Here is a 26090-nt window from a genome sequence, read left to right as displayed (position 1 = left end):
CAATAGACTTTATACTGAAAATAGATAGAATTCTAGCAGTTAATAGGAAGGGAGGAAACATGATTCAATTAATAATCGCGTTAGTAACTTTAGGTTTTATTGATTGTTTAAACCCGGCCACTATAGCTACGCTTATTATTCTAATTCCAATGGTTAAAAATCTAAAGTATTCAGTTATATTTATATGGGGAACATTCATAACTTATTTTATAGTAGGAATTTCTTTTTATTATGGAATTAACAAACTTATCAAATCTTTTATAGTGGGTTTAATAACGAGATATACCTTTGAAATATCCATACTTGGTATTATTTTAGGTCTAGTGCTTTTAGGAGTAGGAGTAAAATTCAGTATTAAAGTTATAAAAATAATTAAGAAAAAGGAGTCTATTAAAGAAGTTAATTTTATTAAAATTGAAAATGTGACTCCTAAAGCCATAATAGGATTAGCTATTATTTCAACCCTAAGTGACGCTCCGACAGCTATACCTTATATTGGATTTATAAGCGTTCTTTTAGCTAAGGAATTATCTTTATTAGTAGTAATCTCTATTCTGGCAATATATTGTATTATTTATATAATGCCTATGCTTGTAATCTATTTCTCATATAAAAAATTTAAAGATAAATTTCAAGCCATAGAAATTAAAACTAAGGATTTAATAAACAAGGCAAGTGTATACTCAATTCCTGTAATTTGTTTTATAGGAGCAATGTGGATTCTTAGCGAATCAGTGGTTGCGTTGATTGGCTTCGTACATTGAGTAATGGATAGCTAAGTAAACAACAAAAACCCAGCTCACAGATAGCCGGTCAGGATATATCCTGATGGACTAATGAGGCTGGGTTTTCTTGTGGATCTAGATTGAATTTGAAATGATTATTGCTTCACAATATCCTGAACCGCTTTATCTAATTTCTCCAAGAGCTGATCACGGCTGATTTGCTCGCCGAGGTATTCTTGCATAGCAGCACCGAAGCCTTGGGTTACGCCATCAGGGAACATATCCCAGTTCCAACCGAGTGCTGTGGAGGATTTCTCCTGCACGGCAACAGCGACTTTACCGATATCTTCAGCTTTGGTCTCGATGTTAGTCAATGCAGGGATGAACTTGAATTCCTTAGTTAAATACTTTTTGCCGGATTCCGAGGAAACGAGCCAAGTCAGGAAGGCTTTTGCTTCTTCAGGATGCTCTGATTTGCTATTGACGATATAGTTGTTCGGAACACCAACCAGAATGGTGCCTTCTGCATCACTGATTGGGAGTGGAAGAATGCCTAAATCCAGAGCAGGGTCAATCTTGTCGATATCGCCTTGTGTCCAGTTCCCTTGCATCATCATGGCTGCTTTACCGGAAGCGAAATCAGCAACTTGAGTAGCGTAGTCCGTAGTCATTTTATCCTTTTGAGCGTTGCTGAAGATCAGATCTACCATATCCAGCCATTGAATGAATACTTCGTTACCTTTAATGGTTTGTGTTCCAGCCTTAAGATCTTCGATAAATTTCTTAGGGTCTTCTTGGTGGGCAAGACCTACATTCACCATGTGAATTCCCATGGACCACCACTCGTTCGTAGCTTCGAAAGGAGTGATTTTGGCAGCCTTAAGTTTCTCTACGGCAGCCTTCAATTCCGGAAGTGTCTTAGGTTCTGCAGTAATCCCGGCTTTTTCAAACAATGCTTTGTTGTAAATCAAGCCATAGCCTTCAACATTCATCGGCATACCATACAGCTTGCCGTCAACGGTTGCAGGCATTTTGGAGGTTGGAATCAAATCTTTAGCCCATGGCTCAGCTGACAGGTCTGTCGCCCGGTCCATGTATGGAACGAGGGCTGAATATCCACCGTTATTGAAGATCTCAGGCTCTGAACCGGACGCGATTTCAGCCTTAAGCAATGCGCCGTAATCTTCACCGCCGCCATGTGTTTCTACCTCAACCTTTACTCCGGTTTCTTTCTCATATTCTTCTGCGAGAGCATTCAGTTGTTCGGCAATCTCAACCTTGAACTGGAACATCTTGATGGTGACATCTTTCTTAGGGGTTGTAGTGGCTTCCGGAGCAGCCGTTTCTTTCCCATTATTTGCGTTGCCATTGACTGCGGCGTTATTATTGCCACTGTTGCCGCACCCTGCGATAATCAAAGTGCAAACGATTGCGGATATGAATGCAAGCCTTTTCATTTGTATAACCTCCCTGGGTTTAAGTTCTTACAACTTGATCCTATAGCAATTGTGAAACAACTAAAACTTAATATTTTGCTAGAAAAAGTGGATATTGTTGCAGCTATCCCTTGACCGACCCTGAGGTTACCCCTTCGACGATATACTTTTGCAGAGTAAGGAAGAACAGCAGTATAGGGGTGATCGCCATTACCAGACCAGGCAGAGCAAGATCCCATTTTTTCGTATATTGACCAAAGAACTTGGTAACAGCTACAGGCAGTGTGGTTAAATCCTTATTGCCTCCGATAACTAGAACAGGCAGCAGGTAGTCGTTCCAGATCCACAAGGTATTCAGAATAATGACCGTAACAATGATAGGCATGAGCAGCGGGAAGACGATGCGGAAGAACACTCCATATGGATTCGAACCGTCTACACGGGCGGCTTCTTCCAGTTCATAAGGAACGGTTTTGATAAATCCATGAAATAGGAACACTGAAAGCGGCATGCCGAAGCCCAGATAACAGGCTACAATTCCGTATATTTCCCCACGGAGCTCCAAAATACTCGTTACACGAACCAACTGAAGCATCAGGGACTGAAAGGGAATAATCATCGCTGAGATCAGCAGCAGGAATACGAATGAATTGAATTTCGACGGCCTTCTAACGATTTGATAAGCAGCCATGGAACTGAACAGAACGATGAAGATTACGCTCAGTGCAGTAATTTGAAAAGAGTTCCAAAAGGCTTTTGGAAAGTCGATGATTTTCCATACATCTGCATAATTCGCCCATTTAAAGACTTCTGGAAAGGACGCGGCATCCACCAGAATTTCCCGAAGACCCTTCACTGAATTGGTCAGCACCAGATAGAACGGGGATAGAAAAATAAGCGCAAGAAGAATGGCCGCAATCTCTAGTATGAATGTACTCAGCCGGTATCTGCTAGTCTCTTGCATTATGCTGACACCTCTTTTCTTTTGGTAATCCATACTTGGGTAACCGTGATGATCGAGACGGCGAAGAAGAACAGAAGGGCTTTCGCTGTACCAAGACCATAACGGTTATTAATCAGTGCCTCTGCATAAATGTTGTAAGCGAGCGACTGGGTTGAGGTACCCGGACCGCCTTTGGTGAGCGATAGGTTGAGATCGAACATTTTGAAGGCATTGGAAGTAGTCAGGAAAAGACAGATCGTAATCGCCGGCATAATCAAAGGCACGTAGACGCTTTTGAATAACTGCGGAGCGCGTGCCCCGTCAATTTTAGCGGCTTCAATCAGATCCTTCGGAATGCCTGCAAGGGCTGCAATATAGATGACCATCATATACCCGGCGGTTTGCCAGATGAACACAATGACTAATCCCCAGAATCCGGTACTTGGAGTCCCGAGCCACGGTAGATTGAAGAAAGAAATTCCTGTTAAATCGCCAATCGTGTTGAAGCCTTTGGTGAAAATAAACTGCCAGATATACCCGAGCAAAATTCCACCAATCACGTTTGGCATGAAAAAGATGGTGCGGAGAATCTTTTTGGTCTTCAGCGCGGTCATCAAAATGAAGGCAAGCAGAAGTCCCAGAACATTAGCTCCAACCACAGCCACAGCTGTGAAACGGAGTGTGAAGTACAAGGAATCCCAGAACTTATCGTCATTCATAAAGATACGCTTCCAGTTCGCTGAACCGGTCCAGACGGCTTTGTCGAGATCCAGTCCATTCCAGTCCGTGGAGGAATAGTAGAATCCGAGGATAAAGGGTGTGACCACTATGGTCAGGAAGAAGAGAAGACACGGTCCCAAAAATACGATTTGCTGGCCCCAGCCTTTTTTAAGGTGCAATGCTTTTCTCATAAGGTTCTCCTTTTTGGTGGTTTACTTGATCTTGACTCTATTATAAAAAAGCCCGCCCAACCCCAACACTCAATTTGATGACTATAAAAGTGGATTATATTGCAGTAATATAATGCTGAAGCATTTAAGGGGAGGATTAGCATGTTTAGAAACAGTATTAGAACCCGGCTCATGGCGCTTGTCCTTCTGGCAACTGTCATTCCGGCAGGCATTTCGGTAACGATCTCCTATCTCTATACGAAGCAGTCGGTCACCGAGCAATCGGTGAAGCAGAACACGAAGCTGTTGACTTTGGGGGAAGCCAATCTTAGCAACTATCTAAGTGGAATCAATCAGCGTGCTTTATCTTTATACAGCGGAATCAATGTTCCAGGCTCGTTCTATACTGCCCTTCTTCTGGCTAAAAGCAATGCTGCCGGGGGTTCCGCCATACCGGATAACCGGGGCATTATCGCTACTCAGCTGTATAACCTGTTCCAATCGGACGAGAATATGTTCCAAATCCATTTATTTGTCCGTGCGGGGAAGCAATCTAATACCGTGCTCGGAGGGTTATTCCGCAGGGAATTTAATGATAGATATACTCCAAAGACCAATCCCAACGGCTCTAACCGCCCCTTTGTTGAGGTTACCCACATGGATCATCAGTACGGTGTGAAATCAGGTTTTTTAAATCATAAACCGGGACAGGTCCCGGTGTTCAGTGCGCATTTCCCGATATATCGGACCCCAAGTGCTGATGTCCTGGCCGATCTTTCCATGGATTTTCGATTAACAGAGCTAGAAAGTATAGCCAAGTCTATGTATAATTCGGAAACAGAACGTCTGTATATGCTGAATGAACAAGGAGAGGCCCTATTCGCCTCCGATCCGGAATGGATTGGGAAGACGATTCAAGCGGGTTGGAGCCAACTTCCCCCCAACAAGAACAACGGACATTTCACTTGGAACGACCGGGATTTTGAGGGAATTGTTATGTTTAGAAATATAGACTCTACGCTATTCAAAGGTAAAATTGTTAAGCTGGTCCCTTATGAGGATTTGTATAGTGACGCTAGGACGATCACGCGTATTAATGGCGGTGTCGGCATTCTATTCTTGATTATTGGAGGGATTGCAGCGGTTCTAATTTCTTTCGGATTTACAAGACCGATCAAAAAGTTAATATCTTATACGCAGAAGGTGCAAATCGGTCAATTGGATGCCTACGTGGACTCCGAGAGAGAGGATGAATTCGGCCTGCTGACCCGGAAGATTACCGGAATGACCCGAACCATCAACGACCTCATTCTGAAAGAGTACCGACTGGAAATTGCCAATAAAACCAACCAGCTAAAGGCGCTTCAAGCGCAAGTGAATCCTCATTTTCTCTATAATGCACTGCAGTCTATTGCTACGCTGTCATTGCGGTATAATGCGCCGAAGGTGTATGATCTCATCTATTCATTGGGAAGCATCATGCGGTATTCGATGACCACGGAACGTACGCATGTACCGCTTCAGGATGAAATTGAGCATGTAGAGAATTATATGATTTTGCAAAAAGAGAGGTTCGGCGAAGAGGAGCTCCAGTTGAATATAGATGTCGAGGAAGCGGTTAGAGCTATCATTGTTCCCAAGATGATTCTCCAACCTCTTGTAGAAAATATTTTCAAGCATGGCTTTGAGGATGGGATCAGACAAGGCCTTGTTTCCATAAGCTGCAGCTTGGATGATAACGAACGATTAGTGATTGCTGTCAAGGATAATGGGAAAGGGATATCCACGGAGCATCTGGCAGAGCTCGAAGCGGGTCTGATGAATATTCAAGGAACAGATCACGAAGAAATCGGTCTACGCAACGTGCTGGCCAGACTTCGGTTGCAGATTAGCGAAGAGGCCCAGTTAAGAATGGACAGGAATGTAGATAACGGCGTAACGGTTACTATGATCATCCCCTTGAATGAGGAACGGGGATTGAAAAGGGGGGAAGAGAGTTGAAGGTACTGATTGTTGATGATGAAAGGCATGTGCGCGAAGCCATCCGATACTTTATCCCTTGGGACGAACACGGGATCTCTGAGATTTACGAAGCCACAAACGGTCAAGAAGCCATAGAGATTATTGAAAAGCAGCGTCCCGCCGTTATTTTTACAGATATGAAGATGCCTTTGCTGGACGGGGCAGAGCTGCTGGAGTGGCTGCACAAGCATTCTCCGAATACAAAAACCATTGTGATCAGCGGATACCAGGATTTCAGTTATGTGAAACCAGCGATCGTATACGGGGGAACGGATTACCTGCTCAAACCCTTGAACAGTAAGCAATTAATCGCTGCCGCAGAGCGTGCTTTTGAAATGTGGAGAAAAGAGGAGCAGGAGCGGGAGCTCCTCAACCGTCAGAATATCCAGCTCAATGTCCTGCGTCCACTTTATTGGGATAAGACATTATCGGATCTGGTGTCAGGAACGCGTTCTTATCAGGAACTTGCGGGTTCGCTCTCTGAAGAACTGGGTTTGCTTAAGGGGACTGAAACCTGCCGGATTGCTGTTATCTCGTTGAAGTCGGCTAACTGCCGTTTGTTAGAGAGATTCCATGGAGATTTACAGTTAACGTCCTTTGTACTGGCGAATGTCTGCAATGAAGTCATTTCCCCGCAGCGCAGCGGATTTGCTTTTCGGTATTGGCTTGCGGATACAGATATCGTCGTCCTATTCTGGAATACGGTGGAGGAGGCTGAGAATTGGGTACTTCACATGAATGAATCTATTCAACGAGCCTACGGTATACAGCTGGATATCGGTTTAAGTGCAACCAATGCTTTTCCGTCTCAGCTTCCGAATGCTTTCCGTCAGGCTCGTCAGGGACTTATCGGGCGGAATATTCTACAAAAGCAAGGCAGGATTCACCTCTACCGGGAAGAGCTTGACGATGTAAATACCAAAGCAGATCCCTCTCTCCCGGCGGAACTGGAAAGGTTCAGAATATCCGTCCTGTCTGGAGAAATGGAACGAATGTATCGAGCCGTTGATGATTGGGCGGAATATCTCACCGGTCTGACGCTTCTTACGGAGAGAAGTATCCAGCGATGGGAAGAAGAGATTGGGATCATTCTTACCCGTTGGAGTAAAGAGCAGTGGGGCGATGAGCTTTTTGCCAAGGAGAACATTCATTTCGCACCTTGTTATGATACGGAAGGACTCTTTACGGTGGATGCTTGGAGAGATCAACTCAAGGCGCTGCTGCTGAAGCTGTCTAAGGAGGGTGGACTGACTCAGAGTACAGACAGTAAAATCATCCTCGAAATCAGGAATTATTTGGACCAACATTATCAAGAGGACATGACACTCCAGCATATTGCCGAACGCTTTTATATCAGTAGAGAGAATGTCTCCCGTAAGTTCAAACAAGTGACAGGGGAGAACCTATCCGACTATTTAACCAACCTGAGAGTAGATAAAGCCAAGGTCCTGCTGCAAAATACGAATATGCGATTATCACAAATTTCGGAGCTCGTCGGCTATGAGGATGAGAAATATTTCAGCAGAGTCTTTAAAAAAGCCACGGGTCAGACACCGAGGGAATATCGCAAGCAATGAAAAAGAGGTATACTTGAGCCTAGTTCATTGTACTAATTATGCATAAGTAAGGGGTCGACATTGTCTATGCAAGAAATGGCTGGTTATAAATCCATAGCTCTGGATATTGCTCAAAGAATCGTCAGCGGGGAATTTCCTGTCGATAGTAAAATTTCAGGACGTTCTCTATTGGCTGGGCAATACCACGTTTCACCTGAGACCATTCGCAAAGCTATGGGCTTGTTAAAAGATGAGGATATTGTGTTTGTCTCTCAAGGTAAAGAGATTATTGTCGTATCCGACCTTAAAGCGCATGATTATATAAACAGGAACAATTATTTGAAATCCGCGTACTCCCTGAAGCAGGATCTACAGCAGCTGTTGTTGGAAAAAAAAGAAATTGATCGTAAATTCGAGAAGCTTCATAACGAGATTATTGAGGCGTCGGATCGACTTCAGAACTTAAAGCCCTACCATCCGGTAGAAATTACAATCCAGGAAGAATCTCATGTCATTGGGAAGTCCATTAGCGCATTGCAGTTTTGGCAAAATACTGGAGGCACGGTGATCGCGTTGCGAAGAGGAACGAATGTTACAATTTCCCCGGGGCCGCATGTGATTTTACGAGGAAAAGATGTGTTAGTTTTAGTGGGTGATCACAATATGTACCAAAGAACCAAGCAGTTTATTAATGAAGAATTCGGCAAATAATATATGAATCAGGTACAAGGGTTATCCAAAGGTATTGCTACCTGGATAGCCTTTTTTTTGCGCTTAAAATTACCATTATTAAACAAACAACTTTAAATATTACTATAAGTTGTCAGTTAGTGTTATAGTTAATTCACTTGAGGAGGAATCCAATGCTTAAATTTGAAGGTGTCGGCAAGACGTATCCCAACGGCTTTCAAGCCGTAAAAAATATTAGCTTCGAAATTGAAACTGGGGAAATTCTAGTTCTAATCGGTCCCAGCGGATGCGGAAAAACGACAACTATGAAAATGATTAATCGTCTTGTTCCACATACGTCAGGTAAGATTTATATTCACGGTAAGGATATCACGAAGGAAAACGTAGTTACACTGCGCAAAAGTATCGGTTATGTCATTCAACAGGCTGGCTTGTTTCCACATTATACGATTGAAGATAATGTAGGTCTTATTCCTGACTTAAAGGGGTGGGACACGAATAAGAAAAAAGAGCGCGTTCTAGAAATGCTGGAGCTGGTTGGACTTGATCCCACTATCTACGCGAAAAGGTACCCGAAGCAATTGTCAGGAGGACAACAGCAGCGTGTTGGAGTTGCACGTGCATTGGCTGCAGATCCTGAAATTGTACTGATGGATGAGCCATTTGGAGCGTTGGACCCAATTACTCGGGAGCAGTTACAGGATGAATTGCTGCGATTACAGCAGGAAGTGAAGAAAACCATTGTCTTTGTAACCCATGATATGGACGAAGCACTGAAGCTGGGTGACAAAATTGCCATTCTTAAAGATGGAGAGATCGTGCAAATAGATACACCGTATGAATTGCTTAGCAATCCAGTGAATGACTTTGTAGAGTCTTTTATTGGAAAGAATCGCATCTATCAAAATCCTGAATATATCCCTGTAACCGAAGTCATGCGGGATAACCCATCCACAAGTCTACCTGGACGCTCACTTGCCAAAGCACTAACCTTTATGCGCCAACGCAAAATGGATACACTGTTGATTGGGGATGAGAAAGGGATATTGCTGGGTATTGTCTCCGCTTATGAGGTTGTTGCCAAGATGGAGCAATTCAGTACTATCCAGGAAATTATGACCCCACCTAAGGTAATGCTGCAGGATACGGCAACAGCAAGAGATGCATTGGCCCTGATTACGCAGGCTCCCTTTGGCATCATTCCCGTTGTAACCGCAGAGGGAAAAATTGCTGGCCTTGTTACAAGAGGAACTCTTTTGACCGCTTTTGCCTCTCAATGGGAAGGGGATAAGGAGGAGACAACGATATGAAGGATCAGTCCTTATGGCAGCAAATAGTGCATCAACTAGATATTCGCAGAGCAGATCTTGTTCATTCCTTAGGTGTACATATTGAGCTTGTGTTCTTATCTATGCTGTTTGCGGTTATTGTTGGCATTATGCTCGGTATCATGATCACTCGGATTACCCGTTTGAAAGGTATTACTTTAGGTGCGGCGGGTATCCTCCAGACGATTCCGAGTTTGGCTATGCTTGGATTTATGATTCCTCTGTTCGGCATCGGGATGAAGACAGCGGTTGTAGCCTTATTTCTGTATTCATTGCTGCCGATTGTTAGGAACACCTATACGGGAATTACTGATGTAGATCAATCAATTGTAGAAGCAGCCAGAGGGATGGGAATGAAAAACTGGCAGATTCTATTCCGCGTTCAGCTTCCTTTAGCATTAAGCGTAATTATGGCGGGAATTAGAACTGCAGCTGTAATAAATGTGGGGACAGCAACGCTTGCTGCTTTTATCGGAGCTGGAGGCCTTGGGGAATTTATTTTCTTAGGGATCCAACGGAATATTGAAGCCCTTACTTTACTAGGTGCCATTCCGGCAGCCCTTCTTGCGCTAGTTCTAGACTATTTACTAGGATTATTAGAAAAAGTCACGACCCCGAAAGGCTTAAAAGTTTAATCGGGAACCCTGAAAAAGAGAGGAAATTTATGAAAACTACAACAATGAAAATAAGTATTTTGATTACCATACTACTAAGTACGTTACTTGCTGGATGTGGGGGAGCAAAGGATAATAATAATGCTGCTGCGGGCAAGGGTGGAGAAATCACCATTGGATCCAAAAACTTCACAGAAAATGTACTGCTTGCCCACATGATGGCCGATTTGATTGAAGACAAGACGGATATATCAGTCAAGCGACAGGTAAACCTGGGAGGCTCGAACGTGGCTTGGACAGCGCTTGAGAATAACGAAATCCAGTTATATCCCGACTATACGGGGACTATTGTTGCGAACTATTACCAAGAGAAGACAGGTACCTCTGAGGAATCTCTAGCTAAAACCAAAGAATTGGTGAAAAAAGATGGTTTAGCTTTCTTGGAGCCCTTTGGTTTCAATAACACTTACACTTTGGCCGTAACTCGTAAAACGGCGGAGACCTATAAACTTAAAACATTCAGTGATCTGGCTAAAGTATCCAGTGATATGGTTCTTGGTGTTGAGTTCGAATTCTTGGACCGTGAAGATGGATATCCGGGTATCAAAAAGCTGTACGGCATGAACTTTAAGCAATCCAAGGGAATGGATCATGGAATAATGTACCGTGCGATCGAGGATGGCGAAACGGATGTAACCAATGCCTACGCGACGGATGCTCAGATTAAGGTTCATGATCTGGTAATTCTACAGGATGACAAACAGTTCTTCCCCCCTTATGATGCAGGTCCGGTCATTCGTCAGGAGACCTTGGATAAATACCCTGAGCTGGAAGGGATTCTGAACCAGTTGAAGGGTTTGATTTCCGAAGAGGAAATGCAGGGATTGAACGCTGAGGTAGATGTGGATGCACTCAAGGAACAGGATGTAGCACATGACTTTCTAATCAAAAAAGGGCTAATTAAAGATTAAACCCGAAGACGGCTGCGCCTCGATGAATGTTGAGGTTCAGCCGTTTTTTTATTTTTGAATTGAATGCGGAATATTGGAAACTTTTTCCTTAATGACAACGTCTTTATTCATACCAACATAAAAAGAGGTGAGAACCTTGTCATTACCTTCAATATTTAAAAAGCCCATGGTTATGCTGATTGTTCTATTACTAGGAACGGCTGGATGCGCAAATGAGAAGGGATTTTCAATCTATCAGTCACAGGATGTTAACGCCGTACAGGTACAAGCCTACAACGATTTTTCCCTACATATAGCGGATAAGCTGCTGGAGGTGTCTAACGGTGAGAACCTGTTCATCTCTCCGCTCAGTATGGCCTTTGCTCTTTCCCTTGTCCTGAATGGGGCAGAAGGTGAGACTAGAGCAGAGCTTCAACATACCCTTGGGTTAGATGGGTTGACTCTTGAAGCGCTGAATGAGGGAAACGCTGTGCTGACGGATTTGTTGAAGCATAGCGATTCCAAAGTCGAGTTGAAGATTGCGAATGGACTTTGGACGAGGAAAGAGACCCCTATAGAGGAGGGCTATATCCGTACGATTAAGAAGTGGTATGGGGTCAAAGTAGAGAAGTTAGATTTTGAAGATGCGGGGGCTGCCCAGACGATTAACAAATGGGTGAAGGACAATACAAATGGGCGAATTGAGGAGATTGTAGATCCCAGTCTGCTAAAATCCAATGTATTAATGTTGGCAAATGCAATCTATTTCAACGGCACCTGGTCGAAACCCTTCGAGAATTCGTTGACCCGGGGAGCACCCTTTTATCTCGCCGATGGCTCCGAGGAAACGGTCCAAATGATGTGGAAGAAAGAAATATTAGCCCATAAGGAAACGGAGAGTTTCAAGGCCGTTCGATTACCTTATGGCAGTGGGAAATGGGACATGGTGGTTGTTCTTCCGAAAGAAGGATTGCCCCTTACAGATGCTGTAGCGCAGCTGTTCTCACATTCGGATACATGGCGGGAGGGCTTTAAGGAGGGGGAGGCATTAGTGGAGTTGCCCCGTTTTCAAATGGAGTATAACCAGAGTCTCAAAGACACATTACAGCGGCTTGGTATGAATAGCGCCTTTGATTCTGCAACGGCTGACTTCTCAGTTATGACCGGTAAGAACAGCGGTCTCTACATTACCGATGTGATTCATAAATCATTTATTGAGGTGAATGAGCAAGGAACAGAGGCGGCAGCTGTCACTAGCATCCTCGTGACCGGCAGCACACCACCTCTTGATAAATGGTTTCAGATTAGCCTGAATCGTCCCTTTTTCTTCGCTATTGAGGATCATACCACAGGAGCGATTGTATTCATGGGAACCGTGTTTAATCCTAAATAAAAGATTCTGAACGTTAAAAAGGCAAGCCAAGGTGCTTAATCTTGGTCTGCCTTTTTCTATGTGGATCTATATAGCCTATAGAAGCATCGGTTAAGATTTGATCTTGTTTCTCCGGGCAATTTCTTCACGCACCACCGGGGCAACCTCTGTTGCCAACAATTCGATAGCGGAAGCTACCTTGGCGTAGGGAAGACCGCCGATATCCATTTGAGCCATGAAGCGGGTATGACCGAACAACTCATACTGGTATAATATTTTCTCGATAATCTGATCCGGGGTGCCTACGGCCAGTGCATTATCAGGAGACACAAACTGTTCAAAATCACTACGTGACAATTGATATGGGCTTCCTGACTGAATCATGATAGCGTTAAAATAATTTAAATAGTAAGGATATAGATCATCCAGCGCCTGAGCGGATGTTCTGGCAATGTACCCATGGCTGGTAATGGCAATCTTCAAATCATTTGAATGATGTCCGTTCACCGCGCCGGCGCGCCGGTAGCTATCTGCCAAAGGTTGGAAACGTTCCGGGCTACCCCCAAGAATGGCCATGGCCATTCCAATTCCAAGCGAACCTGCTTTTTCTGCGGTTTCTGAAGTGCCTCCGACACCTGCCCAGAGGGGTATCTGGGATTGCAGAGGACGAGGCGCGATTTCCGCATCGATGAGAGGCGAGCGATACTTACCTTTCCAGTTCATAATTTCATGCTCATTTAACTGCTGCAGCAACTGAAGATTCTCAGCAAATAGGCGGTGATGGTCATCCAGTTCATATCCAAACAAAGGGAAGGATTCTGTAAAAGCGCCCCGTCCGGCAATGATCTCCGCGCGTCCGTCAGATAGTAAATCGAGAGTGGCAAAATCCTCAAATACCCTGACTGGATCAATGGTACTGAGTACAGTTGTGGCACTGCTTAGTTTGATCTGAGAGGTTACCTGTGAGATTGCTGCAAGAACGACTGGAACGGAGGATACAACAAAATCAAGCCGGTGATGCTCCCCGACCCCAAATACATCCAGACCAAGTTCATCCGCTAGCTTAGCTGCGGCAACAACCTCATCAAGGCGTTGTTTTGGGGAGATGGTTACTCCCGTTAATGGATCGGAGACGATATCCCCCAGTGTATAAATGCCAAATTCAAAGATTGGTTCGGGATGTCTCTTCGTATCGGTGCTCATTAGTGCATACCCCTTGTTATTTATATTATTAATGAAAATATAGGTTTGAAGCTTGTCCTTTATATGTATCAAGTAGTAGTATTATATCACACAACATCGATCACTTACAATTTGTAAGTCTGTGAGAGAACAAGAGGAGGATTTTGGAATGGAGCAGCAAGCCATATGGGCTATTGCTATATTTTTACTTATTTACGGTTTAATTATTTCAGAAAAAATTCATCGTACCATCTTGGCTATGGCCGGTGCAGTACTGATGATTATCTTTGGAATCGTTGATCAGGAGACCGCCCTTCATCACATTGATTTCAATACGCTGGGTTTACTTGTAGGCATGATGTTGATAGTCGGCATTACCTCAGAGACCGGGTTATTCAAATATGTGGCGCTGAAGGCAGCCAAAGTTTCAAAGGGCCAGCCCAAAAGAATATTGGTTTCTTTATTTATTATTACTGCAGTTTGCTCGGCATTTTTGGATAATGTCACTACAGTGCTGTTGATGGTTCCAGTTACCTTCAGTATTACAAAGCAGCTGCGAATTAATCCGCTTCCTTTTTTGATTTCACAAATCATTGCTTCTAACGTTGGTGGCACCGCAACACTTATTGGTGATCCACCTAATATTATGATTGGTAGTGCGGTAAAGGAACTGACATTCATGGCGTTTATCAGTAACCTTGCACCGGTAGTCATCATTATTGTACTAGCTTACATACCGCTGCTTCTTATCATGTTCGGCAAGCAAATTAAGTCAACTCCTGAGCTGCAGCAAAGAATTATGGAGATGGACGAGCATTCTTTAATTTCTGATCATAAGCTGCTGCGGAAATGCTTGATCGTTCTAGGCGCTACGATATTAGGGTTTTTCCTCCATCAATCCTTACATTTAGAGTCCGCAACCGTTGCTTTGTCAGGTGCATTTTTGCTGCTTCTGCTCACAGGTGAGTCTATGTTGGAGAAAGCATTTCATAGTGTAGAATGGATCACCATATTTTTCTTCATAGGTTTATTCGTATTGGTATCTGGCCTTGTAGAGACCGGCGTCATTGCGGAGCTTGCGGCTAAAGCTATTGATCTTACCGGTGGCGACCTCCTGCTAAGCTCCATGCTGATTTTGTGGTTGAGTGCTATAGCCTCAGCTTTTCTGGATAACATCCCTTTTGTAGCTACAATGATCCCCCTGATTAAGGAGATGGGAACCATGGGCGTTTCGAATCTGGAACCGTTATGGTGGAGCTTGGCATTGGGAGCCTGTTTGGGTGGTAATGGTACGCTTATCGGAGCAAGCGCCAATCTGATTGTTGCGGGGCTGGCGGGCAAAGAGGGTCATCCTATTACGTTTATGAAGTATTTGAAGTACGGATTTCCGTTAATGATTTTGTCTATCGTCATATCAAGTGTATACATCTATTTAAGATATTTGATGTAGATCGGCAAAGATCAACGGCTCACCCAATGATGGGTGGGTCGTTTTTTCTATGCAAAGAATTAAAAAGAATTTTAATTAAATTGTGATCCAGAATCCATTCTTATGCGTTCTACTACTGAAAGCAACAACACCAAGGCGAACAACCACTTTGAAGGAGGATGAATGATTATGAAGCTGACAAAATTATTTGCACCCGTACTCTGCTTGTCCTTACTATTACCAACCATGGCAAACGCTGCGGTGACGACGACACCTGCAACGGTGGATACTCCTGCTGTTGAATTAAGAGCGGGGTTGGATTACTTGCTGTCAGAGCATTTTGTTCTCGCGGTTGCAGCGATGACGAAGGCTTATGACGGATCGAAGGATGCAGCGGCTGCTTATCAGGCGCTAGATCAGAACGCTCTGGATATGCAACCAGCGATTGAGTCGTTATACGGAAAAGCGGGCGGAGAAGAATTTGAACGAATCTTTAGAGCACACAACAAGTATACGGATGAGTTGGTAAAGGCGACTAAAGTGAATGATAGTGTGGCCCGCAAGAAAGCGGAGCAGGAGGTTCAGGGCTTCGTTACTGAATTTGCAGCTTTTCTAAGTGCAGCTACGGAAGGCAATCTTCCCAAGGCAGCCGCGGAGCAGGCCATCCGTAGTCATGAGGATCATGTTCAACAAACCTTTGATGCTTACATCGCCGGAAATTACGCCGGGGCATATAAGACTTATCGTGAAGGTTACAAAGAAATGTTCACAATTAGTAAGGTATTATCCAATGCTATAGTGACGCAAATGCCGATGAAGTTCAATCAATCTAAGGTAGACACCAAAGCCGCAGATTTACGATCCATACTGAATAGTGTAGCGGCTGAACATTTTGCCTTATCCGCTCTGCAAATGCAGAAGCAGTTTGATGGAAAAGCAGATTTTACAGCATTAATAAATGCAGAAGCTGGTAATACTGCCGATTTCAAAGCCGCAGTTGCCTCCGTATATGGAGCAGCAGGTGCGGATCAATTCGAGAAAATATGGGTAGGTAATCACATCAACGCACAAAGTGACTATGTAAATGCGGTTAAAAACATGGATACAGCCGCCCGTACAGCCGTGTTGGCCCGTATTAATGATTTCACGCAGGAGTTAGGTGCATTCCTTGGTTCAGCTACCGCCGAGAATCTGCCGACAGCTGCGGCACAAGCCTCGCTTAAAGCTCATGAGGCGCAGGTCCAAAATACCTTTGACCAGTATGCTGCCGGGAATTATACAGCTTCTTATGCAGCAAATAGGGAAGGCTACAAAACCATGTTCGCTGTGGGAAAGGCGTTGTCAGGAGCGATTGTCGCTCAATACAATGATAAGTTTCAAGAATCGGCTGCTCCAAGCAGCATGACAACTGTATGGATGAAAATTAACAGTAAGGAATTGAACATTAACGGTACTACCACCCTGATGGATACCACACCAATGAACTGGAAAGGCGTAACTTATATCCCTCTTCGGTATTTGGGTGAAGGTATTGGTGCAGAAGTGAAATATGATAAACAGATGAATACGGTATGGGTTATAGCTGGTAAGGATACCTTGAAATTTTGGATCGGCAAAAGTGTAATGGAAGTGAACGGAGTGCAAAAATCCGTGGGTGCAAAGGTATTTATTAATGAGGATGGCAGAACGATGGTTCCTCTTCGGTTCATAGCTGAACTGCTGAAGTGGGATGTAGCTTGGAGCCAAAGTGAGGGCCTAATAGCCTTAACGAAATCAATGTAAAATATCCGACTGTACTGACAGAGGTGTTGCGGGCAATTAGTCGCAATTCCTCTGTTTTTTATTTTATTATTTAGAAGGAGTCAGCTGAAATAAATGTGAGAGTGAAAGCAATATTTTCAATTGACTTTCGCCCGGATATACAAGATATTAATAATTGAGATTTTAAATAAATTAAACCTCTTTTATTAATCATAACTCCACAAACGGGCAGGTGGAAATTCGTGCTAAGATATCACATGGAAGGTCATTCTCGCTTCAAAGACGTCTACAGATCTGCATTTGTTGGAGAAGCGTTTCTTTCCACGGACAACAAGTGGACGAGTATCAACCCTGCTGTAACTGACTTGCTCGGCTACTCTGAAGAAGAACTTCATGGACGGGACTTCAGTCAGTTCGTATACGGGGATGATCTGGAAACTTACACGCAAATGATCAGAACACTTAAGGATAAAGAGATCCCTTTCTTAGATCATGAAATTAGATTGATTCGTCAAGACGGAACGCCGGTTTCAGTATGGTTGCGCTTAACCCTTATAAGTAACCCTTCTACGGAAATTCCTCTTTTCTATATTGTAATCCTGACGGATATGCTCAAACCCATGCCTGAGAAGACTAGGGAAATAGAAAATGATGATGAACTGTACCGTATGATAACGCCTAACCTTAGAGATATGGTATTTCTTCTGGGACCGGATGGAAACAGCCGTTACTGCTCTCCCTCTGTCTACGAGATGCTGGGCTATAAGCCGGAGGATATTCTCGGGATTAACAACAGAGACTTAATTCACCCTGACGACCATTCGGTATATGACCTGCCTAAGTCAGCAGTTAATGACAGAATACAGGTGCGGGTGCGCAAAGCAGACGGTAGTTATACCTGGATTGAATTTATGCTCCGTATCGTGGAGGATGCAGTTGGAAGAAATATTCTGGCGGTCGGAAGAGATATTACAGAACGTAAAATCGTTGAGCAGAAGCTGCAGGAGTCTGTCGAACGATATACCTCGCTAAAAAAGTACAATCATGATGCAGTTATTTCCTTGGACTTACTAGGTAATATCATTAATAGCAACGATAAAGCGCGTCAACTGACAGGGTACAACAATGAGATGGTGGGCATGAGTGTGGCAAGAATTGTAGGGAACGACCACCTGAATGATATTCTCAGTTATTCAACAGAGGAAGAAAGGTTCACTGAGCGTAATATCAACGCAATCAGGCATAAAGACGGACATGAGGTTGAAGTGCTCACAACTATTGCTCCTATCCTTATTAACAAAAAAAAGGTCGGTTTTTACATCATCGTCAAGGATATTACCGAGCATAAGAAGCTTCTGATTGCCAAGGAAACCGCAGAAAATACGAACCGTGCAAAAAGTGACTTTTTGGCGATGATGAGTCATGAAATCCGCACGCCTATGAACGGCGTAATCGGGATGACCGATTTGCTGCTGGAGATGACAGAGCCAACCTCACCGAAATGGGAATATTTAGATATTATTCGTAAAAGCGGAGACACCTTGTTATCGATTATCAATGATATTCTTGATTTCAGTAAAATCGAGGCTGGACGCACGGAATTGAATGAGGCGCGTTTTCATGTTCGGGACTGTATTTTTTCTGCGGTCGATGTTCTGTCGCATAAGGCCGAAGCCAAGGGGTTATATATCGATGTGTCCATCAGTCCGGAAGTTCCGGATTTCTTAATTGGGGACGGAGAGCGGCTGAAACAAATCTTGCTTAATCTTGTTGGGAATGCCGTTAAATTCACCTATAAGGGCGGCGTTACTTTAACTGTGAGGGTATCAGGTACTGTAAAGGGGAAAACAATCCTTCATGTTTCAGTATCTGATACTGGAATAGGCATTCCGGAAGAACAAAGGAATCGACTCTTTGAGCCGTTTTACCAATTGGATCATTTCATGAACCGCCAGCACGAGGGAACAGGCTTGGGTCTAGCAATTACCAAGAAGCTTGTTGAACTCATGGGAGGGCAAATTAATGTGGAGGACGGGCAAAGCCAAGGGTCTATCTTTGTGTTCACAGTTGCTCTCAGTGAAGTAGAACAGACTGGTCACAGCTCAGTAGAGCAGGTTTTATCCAGAACAGGTGTAGAGGAGAATAAACGCCATCTGAAAATCCTGGTTGCCGAGGATAATGATATCAATCAAATTGTCATGCAGAAGATGCTGGAGAAACGCGGGCATTCCGTACACATCGTTGACGATGGAACAGAAGTAGTGCAGGCATTAGCCTCCGATACTTATGATCTCATCTTTATGGATGTTCAGATGCCTCGAATGAATGGTCTGGAGGCTACGAGAGTAATTAAGACAAGTCTGCCACCTGAGCAGCAGCCGATTATAGTGGCGGTGACAGCCAATGCCTTAAAGGGAGACCGGGAGCACTGTCTCGAAGCGGGTATGGATGACTATATCAGCAAGCCGGTGAAAAATGATGCGATCAGCGCAGTCATTAATAAATTTTTTTAAAATCAAAATAAGAGGGATCCAATAAGCCATCTATGATGGTTGTGGGATTCCTCTTTTTTGTTGGCGGCGGGATTTGTAGAGTGAAGAATTAAAATTTAGAAAGTGGTGTACCCTACAAGCAATAAATAAAAGAGTGAGGTATCTCCATGACTAAAGGTGCAAAAAGTAAGAAAGAGGATCAAAAGCTAAAGTGGTGGCAGCTCTCCTTACTTGGTGTGGCGGGTACAATTGGTACAGGTTATTTTCTCGGCTCCAGTTTAGCGATTGAGATTGGGGGCCCCGCGGTTATTATTTCCTACCTTTTGGCGGCTGCGGGAACCTATGTAGTGTTCGATGCTTTGGCACGTATGACTGCTGAGCATCCAGAACAGGGATCTTTCCGTACCTATGCCAAGAAAGCATTTGGAAACTGGGCAGGTTTCGGAAGCGGGTGGCTGTACTGGTTCTCGGAGCTGCTGATTATGGGAAGTCAATTGACGGCACTCTCTATTTTTTCACGATTCTGGTTCCCTAACATACACATGTGGATTTTTGCAATAGGCTTCGGAGTTCTTGGTCTTCTGATTGTCTTTTTCGGAAATAAAGGTTTTGACAGGGTTGAGGATGTGCTGGCAGTTATAAAAGTAGCGGCAATACTCATGTTTCTGGTGATTGCAGTTGCTCTACTGGCTGGCTGGATTGGAGGAGGCGTGTATACACCTAAGCTCCCAATCACCACCAAAGACATCTTTCCAACAGGTGGCCTTGGATTATGGTCGTCCCTTATCTTTGCCTACTATGCTTACGGCGGCATTGAGGTGCTGGGAATTATGTCATACCGGCTGAAAAAGCCGGAGGAAGCTCCCAAGGCAGGTAAAGTGATGCTGATTCTGCTGGCGACTGTCTATGCAATCTCCATCGGCTTGGCAGTGACCATGGTGCCTCTGCATGTTTTTAATCCTAAGGAAAGTCCATTTGTCCTGGCGCTCAGAAGCGATCATCTGGTGTTTATCCCTCATGTATTTAACGGAGTGCTGATTATTGCCGGATTCTCGACCATGACTGCATCGCTGTACGCGGTGACTTCCATGCTGCTCACATTGGCGAAGGAAGGGGATGCCCCTAAACTTTTCTCCCATAAGTGGAAGAAAAAATACCCGTTTTTTGCTCTATGCCTAATCTCCAGCGGACTAATTGCAGCCATCGTTATGTCCCTGCTGATGCCGGGAAAAGTGTATGAATATATTACAACTGCGGCAGGCTTGATGCTGCTCTATAACTGGTCCTTTATTTTGCTTTCTTCAGGAAAGTTGCTGAAGTCTAGCGTATGGAGCGGATTTAAACGATGGACCGGGCTGCTTTTGATTAGTGCGGCAGTAACAGGTACTCTCTTTCATAAGCTCAGCCGCCCGGGTTTCTTTATCAGTCTGCTGCTTGTCTCATTGATTGGGATCTGTGACCTCATCGTGCAGCATATTCGAAAAAAGCATGCAGACGATGACTCGCCTAAAGAAGACGAAAAAGACGACTCTGTGGAAGAGTACCGACATTTAGCAGGCGGCCCCGGCTTTCGAATTAAAGGAATTCGGATGCGTAAAAGCAAGCTTTAGGAGAAAAACAACATGCGGCAAGCCTCTACTCCAAAATAGATACCAAACCCGACCAAAGACAGGCCGGACAGCATGGAAATGCCTTTCAGCACTCTAAGGGTCAGCAACTTACGGAAGATGCTCGAGGCCGCAGCCATGGTAATATCCCAGATCAGGATACCCAATACGATAGCTCCACTATAAATCAACAACTGGCGCATAGGATATTCGTTCGCGGCCTCCGCCAGGATGGAACCGTAGATCCCTAACCAGAATAGAATAGAAAGCGGGTTTGATAAGGACATTAGGAATCCAGATAGAAGGGATTTACCTAAAGAGCCTGTATTTCCCCGTACATTAGCCGGTGTGATCTTGCCGGCATCTTTCATACTCTCAATACCTGTATACACGAGCACAAGAAAGCCGAATATCCATAAAAAAGCTTTAACATACGGTGTCTCGAGCAAATGGATCACACCCAAATAGACAAGTATCATGTAAATGATATCTGCACTTATGGCTCCAAGCCCCACAAACCAGGCATGCCAAAAACCCCCGCGGATTCCCTTGTCGAGCTGTGCGGCATTAATGGGTCCGATCGGTGCCGAAAGCGATAGACCCAGGATGATATATCCTAATATAGTGTTCAAGCGTCCTCCCCCTCTTTGTCCAATAGAGTTATGTAATAACCTATTCGGACAAACTTGCTTGTACGACAAATCTCCAAAAATATATAAACATTAAAGCGGTAAAGCGTTACATCGTTGTCTTGCAGGACAATCTTTTTTCCATTAAGATATCAGGAACCAGCACCAAAGAAGGTGCTAATATATACCTAAGGACAATGACGAAGAGAGTAAGCATTCGAACGGATCTGAACAGGGAAGGTGTGCCGGAGACTGAGAGCACCCTCAAGAGACGATGAATGCCGAAGTTCACTTCCGAGTCGACCCCTGAAGTGCTCTGCAGTTCACTAAGAGCATGAGTAGGGAGGTTCGCGCCCCGCGTTAACGGGTGAAAGACAGAGTAAAATCTCAGGTAACGGGAACCTAAAGGTTTCTTGTTTGCCAGTATTAGGGATTTATTCTAAATAAGGGTGGTACCACGGCTCCTCGTCCCTTGCGACGGGGGGCCTTTTTGCGTTCACTAAATATCGAATGAAGAAGAGGGAGTGGAAGGTAATGAGCAATGTAGAATTGGATGGGCTTAGAAATCGTCTGGATGAAATTAATGGGCAGCTGCTGGAGCTTATTTCTGAGCGTGCAGAGATCGTTCAGGAAATCGGAGTAGTGAAGGAGAAGCAGGGCGTACCTAAGTTCGATCCAGAGCGGGAAAAACAAATGCTGGACCGATTGGTTTCGGCCAATAAAGGGCCTTTCACGAATGCAACGATACGCAGCCTCTTCAAGCAAATCTTTCAGGCTTCTTTGGATTTACAAAGTGATGAACATAAGAAAACTCTGCTAGTAAGCCGTAAAGGGCATAAAGAGGATACCGTTGTTGTCCTGCCAGGAGATATTACCGTAGGAGGTCTATCTTCACTTATGGTGGCGGGACCTTGTTCTATAGAGAGTGAACTGCAAACCCGGACGGTCGCTGCTGCCCTGCAGAAGGCCGGCGTAAAAGTAATGCGTGGTGGCGCCTTCAAGCCCCGTACTTCACCCTACGATTTCCAAGGTCTTGGAATGGATGGGTTGAGAATCCTTCGGGAAGCTGCGAATGACCATGGTTTGCTCACTATCAGTGAAATCGTAGACCCGAGACACATTGATGCTGCTTTGGATTACGTGGATATCATCCAGATCGGTGCCCGGAATATGCATAACTTCGAGCTGTTGAAGGCCGTTGGGGAAGTGAATAAGCCGGTGCTGCTGAAGCGCGGATTGTCAGCTACCCTTGAGGAATTCCTGCATGCTGCTGAGTACATTATGTCTCGTGGAAATACACAGGTTATGCTAATAGAACGCGGTATTCGAACCTATGAGAAGTGGACTCGCAATACCCTGGATATTTCTGCTGTTCCTATTCTGAAGCAGGAGAGCCATCTTCCTGTCTTGGTTGATGTGACCCATTCCACAGGCCGCAAAGATATTATGCTTCCTTGTGCAAAAGCAGCGCTGGCTGCGGGAGCTGACGGGATCATGATCGAGGTGCATCCAGATCCGGCAACCGCACTGTCAGATGCCGCACAGCAGTTGAATATCGAGGAGTTCAATACCTTCTTCACGGATTTGAAATCCTCCGGTATATACCGATTTTAATGTTTGCTAATTACGAGGGGGCTGTTCCAAAAGTCATGAAATGGCTACTTGGGTCAGCCCTTGTTATTTTGGAGTAAGATCAACGTTAATTGGGGTGAGGACGCTCCGCGAACGGACTGTTGTTCCAATCGCTGTTGTGTCCAGATTTTATTTATTCTCCTTAGCGGTAAAAATCCAGACACAAAGGCGAACGCTGCCGCTTTTCCACAATCAGTCCGTCCTCTCCGCTGCTTTGAGCGGAAAAAGTTTCTACAATTCTCTTAAAAATCGCAAAAAGAAATCGCTCTTTTGGTAAAAGGGAGGTACCACCAACTTTGCTTCCCAATGGATCTTGAAGAAGACATCCCGGAAAATCACCTCGTTCGTGTCGTTAACGCAGCCGTCAATCGGTTGGACGACACCATCTCTGACGCTATCTATCCCGGCGGGTATGGACGGAACCAAAATCGAGGCGAATGCCAAATTGCTACACCTTTGTTTGGGGCAAAGCAGTCAGCAAACATAAAGTGAAATGGCAAGAGCAGGTACATGCCCTGTTCGTGAAAGAATGCGGTTTCTGCTTCACGGCATGGAAAAAGTGACGCTTGAGGTCGGGTGGCTTTCCCTTGCCCACAATCTACTGAAGCAAGTTGCAAATGACCAAAAACGAGAGAGCAGCGATCCTCCAATAACAGGAGAATCGCTGCTTTGTTGACTTTTTCAGTTTTTGAATATGGAAAGGTTCTGTCTCTGCTTGTAGAAAATCTACTTATGAGACAGCCTCATTTTTTACATATTTAGAGACAATGTAGTAACCCATTTCCTTCATTTAAGTAACTTAACCGTACTGAACTTCACTTATAATTCTTCTAAAGTGATCTTTAAGTCATCAATTATAAGAGGGAGTGTATATATGATTGAGCTTTGCAAAAGAACGGCAGCAGCATTGCTGGCAACGCTAATGCTGGGATTGCTTGCGGGCTGCCAGCCTGGCGAGAAACCTGCGGGCCGCGGGCCCGCAGGTTCTTCTGGCGTCGCAGCCCAATCCCCAACCGCTGAGCCGCTCGGCAGCTCAGCAGCACAGACGCAACAGCCGCAGGATGTTCCTGCGGCTGTTGCGTCTCCGACTCCCGGCGATGCAAAGCCGGGAGTCCCGATCCGCAGCATATCTGCGCTGCGGATGATTAGCCCTAGCGCCGGCTGGATCGGCGGCAAGGGCTGGATTGCCCGCACCGATGACGGAGGTGCGGACTGGCAAGTGCAGTACAAGGGCCAAGGTACAATCCGCGCTTTATTTGCGCTGAACAGTAAACTGGCGTGGGCAGAGGCAGTGACTGAACCCGAAAGTACTCCGCAGTTACTGCGGACGGTGGACGGAGGGAAGACTTGGTCATTCGTTGGTCAGGCTCCCAATAGCGGCTTCCTTCATTTTATTTCTAAAGATACAGGCTTCTCTGCTAATGCCATGACCCTAGACGGAGGAGCTACCTGGAGCAAACTTCCTATTCCGGAAAAGCTTTTGGACGATGCTTATTTCCATGATCGTGACCATGGCTGGGCCGTAACGCAGCCCTCCAGCTATACCTTCAATTTCATGCGTGCGATAGACGGTGGGAAGTCATGGTCTGTTGTTAAGCGTTTTTCGAACACCATTATCAGCGGTGCCATCATTCGATCTGCAGGCAAGGACGATGCATGGATTGAATGCCTGGGCGATTCAGGAATGAGTCAGACCTCTTATTCCTTATTTCACACAGTCGATGGGGGACGGAAGTGGCAGCCTGTAATCGAACATTCTACTGCAGGCGCAGGAACGGCACCTGGATTCAGAGAGAATACGGACAGCGGTGTGCCGAATAACAGCGGGGCTTCACCCGGTACTCTGTATGTCGTCAATAGGAAAACAGCCTTCATGAGCGGGTACTGTGCTCCATGTGAGATCCCGAATACCGTGGGCTGGACTCAGGACGGTGGGAAGACATGGACGAACGGGGAACAGGAACTGCCCGGATTTTCTCCTTCACAGTTTGCTATGGCTGATGAGAAGCAAGGCTGGTTCCTATCAAACAGTAACGATGACCCGTTTGTTTTATTTACAACGAAGGATGGCGGGAGACACTGGGAAAGGAAATTTATTTTTCTAGAACTCCAACCAGAAGCGGGGCATATAACTGGGATATCTGTCCATTCTCCTACCTCGGCCGGGGCTGCAGGACTCATAACACTCCCCTGGAAACCGGTAGAACATACTCCAATCGTGAAGAAGTCAGACCTGATACCCTCAGGCGCAACAATTATTGAAAATAAGAAATTTGAAAATTTTGATGGGTTTGAAGTTACGTTGTACACACAGAAGAATGATAAAAAAGATGTGTATGCCGCACTTTCAACCGTGAAAAGTCAGTATGAATTAGGTGTTGTCGGTTCTTATGACTACCGTAAACCGGAGGATATTGAGATCACACCTACCCGAATATTTGGGAAGTCAGCTTTAAAGATAACAGGTGTAGCGGGTGCTAATCATGCAATTTCCCGATACTTTTCTATGGATGATACTGGTGTGCCTAAGGGTCTCCTTACTGTAAATACCGGTATGGCCAGTGAACAGGATCTAGATCGAGACGGTTATCCTGAGGGGGTTGCCATCCATGGAACACCGATGAATGTATATCTATACCGCTGGAATAAGGATCATGCAGAAGTCACCTACATTAATGAAGCATTGAAAGCCTATTCTGTGAACCTGACCGAGGATAAAGTATTTGAGGTGACTTATCAAGGAGGTAAACAGACCGAGAGGTATAGTCTTATACCTGAGGGTCTTATCCTTTGGTTTCCATCTGCTCCCTAAATTTGAGACCTTTTTAAAGC

General features: G+C 44.8%; 19 protein-coding genes and 1 pseudogene. 15 read left to right on the top strand and 5 right to left on the bottom strand.

Translation table 11 applies throughout. From position 1 onward, the window contains the following. Window positions 1-59: 59 nt before the first annotated feature. Window positions 60-764, top strand: coding sequence for a GAP family protein (locus tag PWYN_RS02260; protein ID WP_036647888.1), 705 nt, complete (start codon window positions 60-62; stop codon window positions 762-764). Between the two features lie 116 nt (window positions 765-880). On the opposite strand, the gene PWYN_RS02255 is transcribed toward PWYN_RS02260, so the two are convergent. The 3 genes from PWYN_RS02255 to PWYN_RS02245 form a co-directional block, all read right to left on the bottom strand. Continuing rightward, window positions 881-2182, bottom strand: a complete 1302-nt coding sequence (locus PWYN_RS02255; protein WP_036647886.1) for an ABC transporter substrate-binding protein — start codon at window positions 2180-2182, stop codon at window positions 881-883. A gap of 103 nt (window positions 2183-2285) precedes the next feature. Beyond that, complete coding sequence (locus PWYN_RS02250; protein ID WP_036647883.1) at window positions 2286-3125, bottom strand: carbohydrate ABC transporter permease; 840 nt, start codon at window positions 3123-3125, stop codon at window positions 2286-2288. After that, window positions 3125-4015 carry a carbohydrate ABC transporter permease gene (locus PWYN_RS02245; RefSeq protein WP_084146558.1) on the bottom strand — a complete coding sequence of 297 codons (891 nt, stop codon included), beginning with the start codon at window positions 4013-4015 and terminating at the stop codon, window positions 3125-3127. The genes PWYN_RS02250 and PWYN_RS02245 overlap by 1 nt, the downstream gene beginning before the upstream one ends. 141 nt (window positions 4016-4156) lie before the next feature. On the opposite strand from PWYN_RS02245, the gene PWYN_RS02240 reads away from it, so the two are divergent. The 7 genes from PWYN_RS02240 to PWYN_RS02210 all read left to right on the top strand — a co-directional run bounded on the left by PWYN_RS02240 (window position 4157) and on the right by PWYN_RS02210 (window position 12547). Further along, a complete protein-coding gene (locus tag PWYN_RS02240; protein WP_036647882.1) occupies window positions 4157-5995 on the top strand; it encodes a sensor histidine kinase in 1839 nt (612 codons plus the stop codon). Then, entirely contained in the window at window positions 5992-7593 is a 1602-nt protein-coding gene (locus PWYN_RS02235) for a response regulator (RefSeq protein WP_036647880.1), read from the top strand. Before PWYN_RS02240 ends, PWYN_RS02235 begins: the two co-directional genes overlap by 4 nt. 66 nt (window positions 7594-7659) lie before the next feature. Then, on the top strand, window positions 7660-8283 hold the full coding sequence (locus tag PWYN_RS02230) for a TrkA C-terminal domain-containing protein (RefSeq protein WP_036647879.1): 624 nt from the start codon (window positions 7660-7662) through the stop codon (window positions 8281-8283). Between the two features lie 152 nt (window positions 8284-8435). Beyond that, window positions 8436-9572: an ABC transporter ATP-binding protein gene (locus PWYN_RS02225; RefSeq protein WP_036647878.1), complete on the top strand. Its 1137-nt coding sequence runs from the start codon at window positions 8436-8438 to the stop codon at window positions 9570-9572. Further along, window positions 9569-10225 (top strand): ABC transporter permease, encoded by a 657-nt coding sequence (locus tag PWYN_RS02220; RefSeq protein ID WP_036647877.1) that lies wholly within the window; start codon window positions 9569-9571, stop codon window positions 10223-10225. The genes PWYN_RS02225 and PWYN_RS02220 overlap by 4 nt, the downstream gene beginning before the upstream one ends. 29 nt (window positions 10226-10254) lie before the next feature. Beyond that, on the top strand, window positions 10255-11175 hold the full coding sequence (locus tag PWYN_RS02215) for a glycine betaine ABC transporter substrate-binding protein (protein WP_240479656.1): 921 nt from the start codon (window positions 10255-10257) through the stop codon (window positions 11173-11175). A 136-nt stretch (window positions 11176-11311) separates the two neighbouring features. After that, entirely contained in the window at window positions 11312-12547 is a 1236-nt protein-coding gene (locus tag PWYN_RS02210; protein ID WP_052087690.1) for a serpin family protein, read from the top strand. A gap of 90 nt (window positions 12548-12637) precedes the next feature. On the opposite strand, the gene PWYN_RS02205 is transcribed toward PWYN_RS02210, so the two are convergent. Further along, the gene (locus PWYN_RS02205; protein WP_036647876.1) at window positions 12638-13729 is read right to left on the bottom strand and encodes an LLM class flavin-dependent oxidoreductase; all 1092 of its coding nucleotides are present in this window, start codon (window positions 13727-13729) and stop codon (window positions 12638-12640) included. Between the two features lie 148 nt (window positions 13730-13877). Here PWYN_RS02205 and PWYN_RS02200 point away from each other — a divergent pair, with 148 nt between their 5' ends. The 4 genes from PWYN_RS02200 (at window position 13878) to PWYN_RS02185 (ending at window position 21000) form a co-directional block, all read left to right on the top strand. Then, window positions 13878-15158 (top strand): ArsB/NhaD family transporter, encoded by a 1281-nt coding sequence (locus PWYN_RS02200; protein ID WP_036647875.1) that lies wholly within the window; start codon window positions 13878-13880, stop codon window positions 15156-15158. A gap of 168 nt (window positions 15159-15326) precedes the next feature. Continuing rightward, on the top strand, window positions 15327-16919 hold the full coding sequence (locus PWYN_RS02195; RefSeq protein ID WP_036647874.1) for a copper amine oxidase N-terminal domain-containing protein: 1593 nt from the start codon (window positions 15327-15329) through the stop codon (window positions 16917-16919). A gap of 221 nt (window positions 16920-17140) precedes the next feature. Further along, window positions 17141-19411, top strand: a complete 2271-nt coding sequence (locus PWYN_RS02190; protein WP_052087689.1) for a PAS domain S-box protein — start codon at window positions 17141-17143, stop codon at window positions 19409-19411. A gap of 146 nt (window positions 19412-19557) precedes the next feature. Then, window positions 19558-21000, top strand: coding sequence for an amino acid permease (locus PWYN_RS02185; protein WP_036647873.1), 1443 nt, complete (start codon window positions 19558-19560; stop codon window positions 20998-21000). Here the strand turns inward: PWYN_RS02185 and PWYN_RS02180 are convergent. Then, window positions 20997-21629, bottom strand: a complete 633-nt coding sequence (locus PWYN_RS02180; protein WP_036647871.1) for a LysE family translocator — start codon at window positions 21627-21629, stop codon at window positions 20997-20999. The genes PWYN_RS02185 and PWYN_RS02180 overlap by 4 nt on opposite strands. Before the next feature lie 531 nt (window positions 21630-22160). On the opposite strand from PWYN_RS02180, the gene PWYN_RS02175 reads away from it, so the two are divergent. The 3 genes and pseudogenes from PWYN_RS02175 to PWYN_RS27735 all read left to right on the top strand — a co-directional run bounded on the left by PWYN_RS02175 (window position 22161) and on the right by PWYN_RS27735 (window position 26070). After that, window positions 22161-23240: a bifunctional 3-deoxy-7-phosphoheptulonate synthase/chorismate mutase gene (locus tag PWYN_RS02175; protein WP_036647870.1), complete on the top strand. Its 1080-nt coding sequence runs from the start codon at window positions 22161-22163 to the stop codon at window positions 23238-23240. 324 nt (window positions 23241-23564) lie between these two features. Next, window positions 23565-23779, top strand: a pseudogene (locus tag PWYN_RS30535) (hypothetical protein); the annotation flags it as partial. Between the two features lie 353 nt (window positions 23780-24132). After that, on the top strand, window positions 24133-26070 hold the full coding sequence (locus tag PWYN_RS27735; protein ID WP_052087688.1) for a WD40/YVTN/BNR-like repeat-containing protein: 1938 nt from the start codon (window positions 24133-24135) through the stop codon (window positions 26068-26070). Window positions 26071-26090: the final 20 nt, after the last annotated feature.

It is taken from the genome of Paenibacillus wynnii (assembly GCF_000757885.1).
Lineage (GTDB): Bacteria > Bacillota > Bacilli > Paenibacillales > Paenibacillaceae > Paenibacillus_AQ > Paenibacillus_AQ wynnii.
The sequence above is the reverse complement of the archived record's forward strand: the minus strand, read 5'-3'. Positions and strand labels throughout refer to the sequence as shown.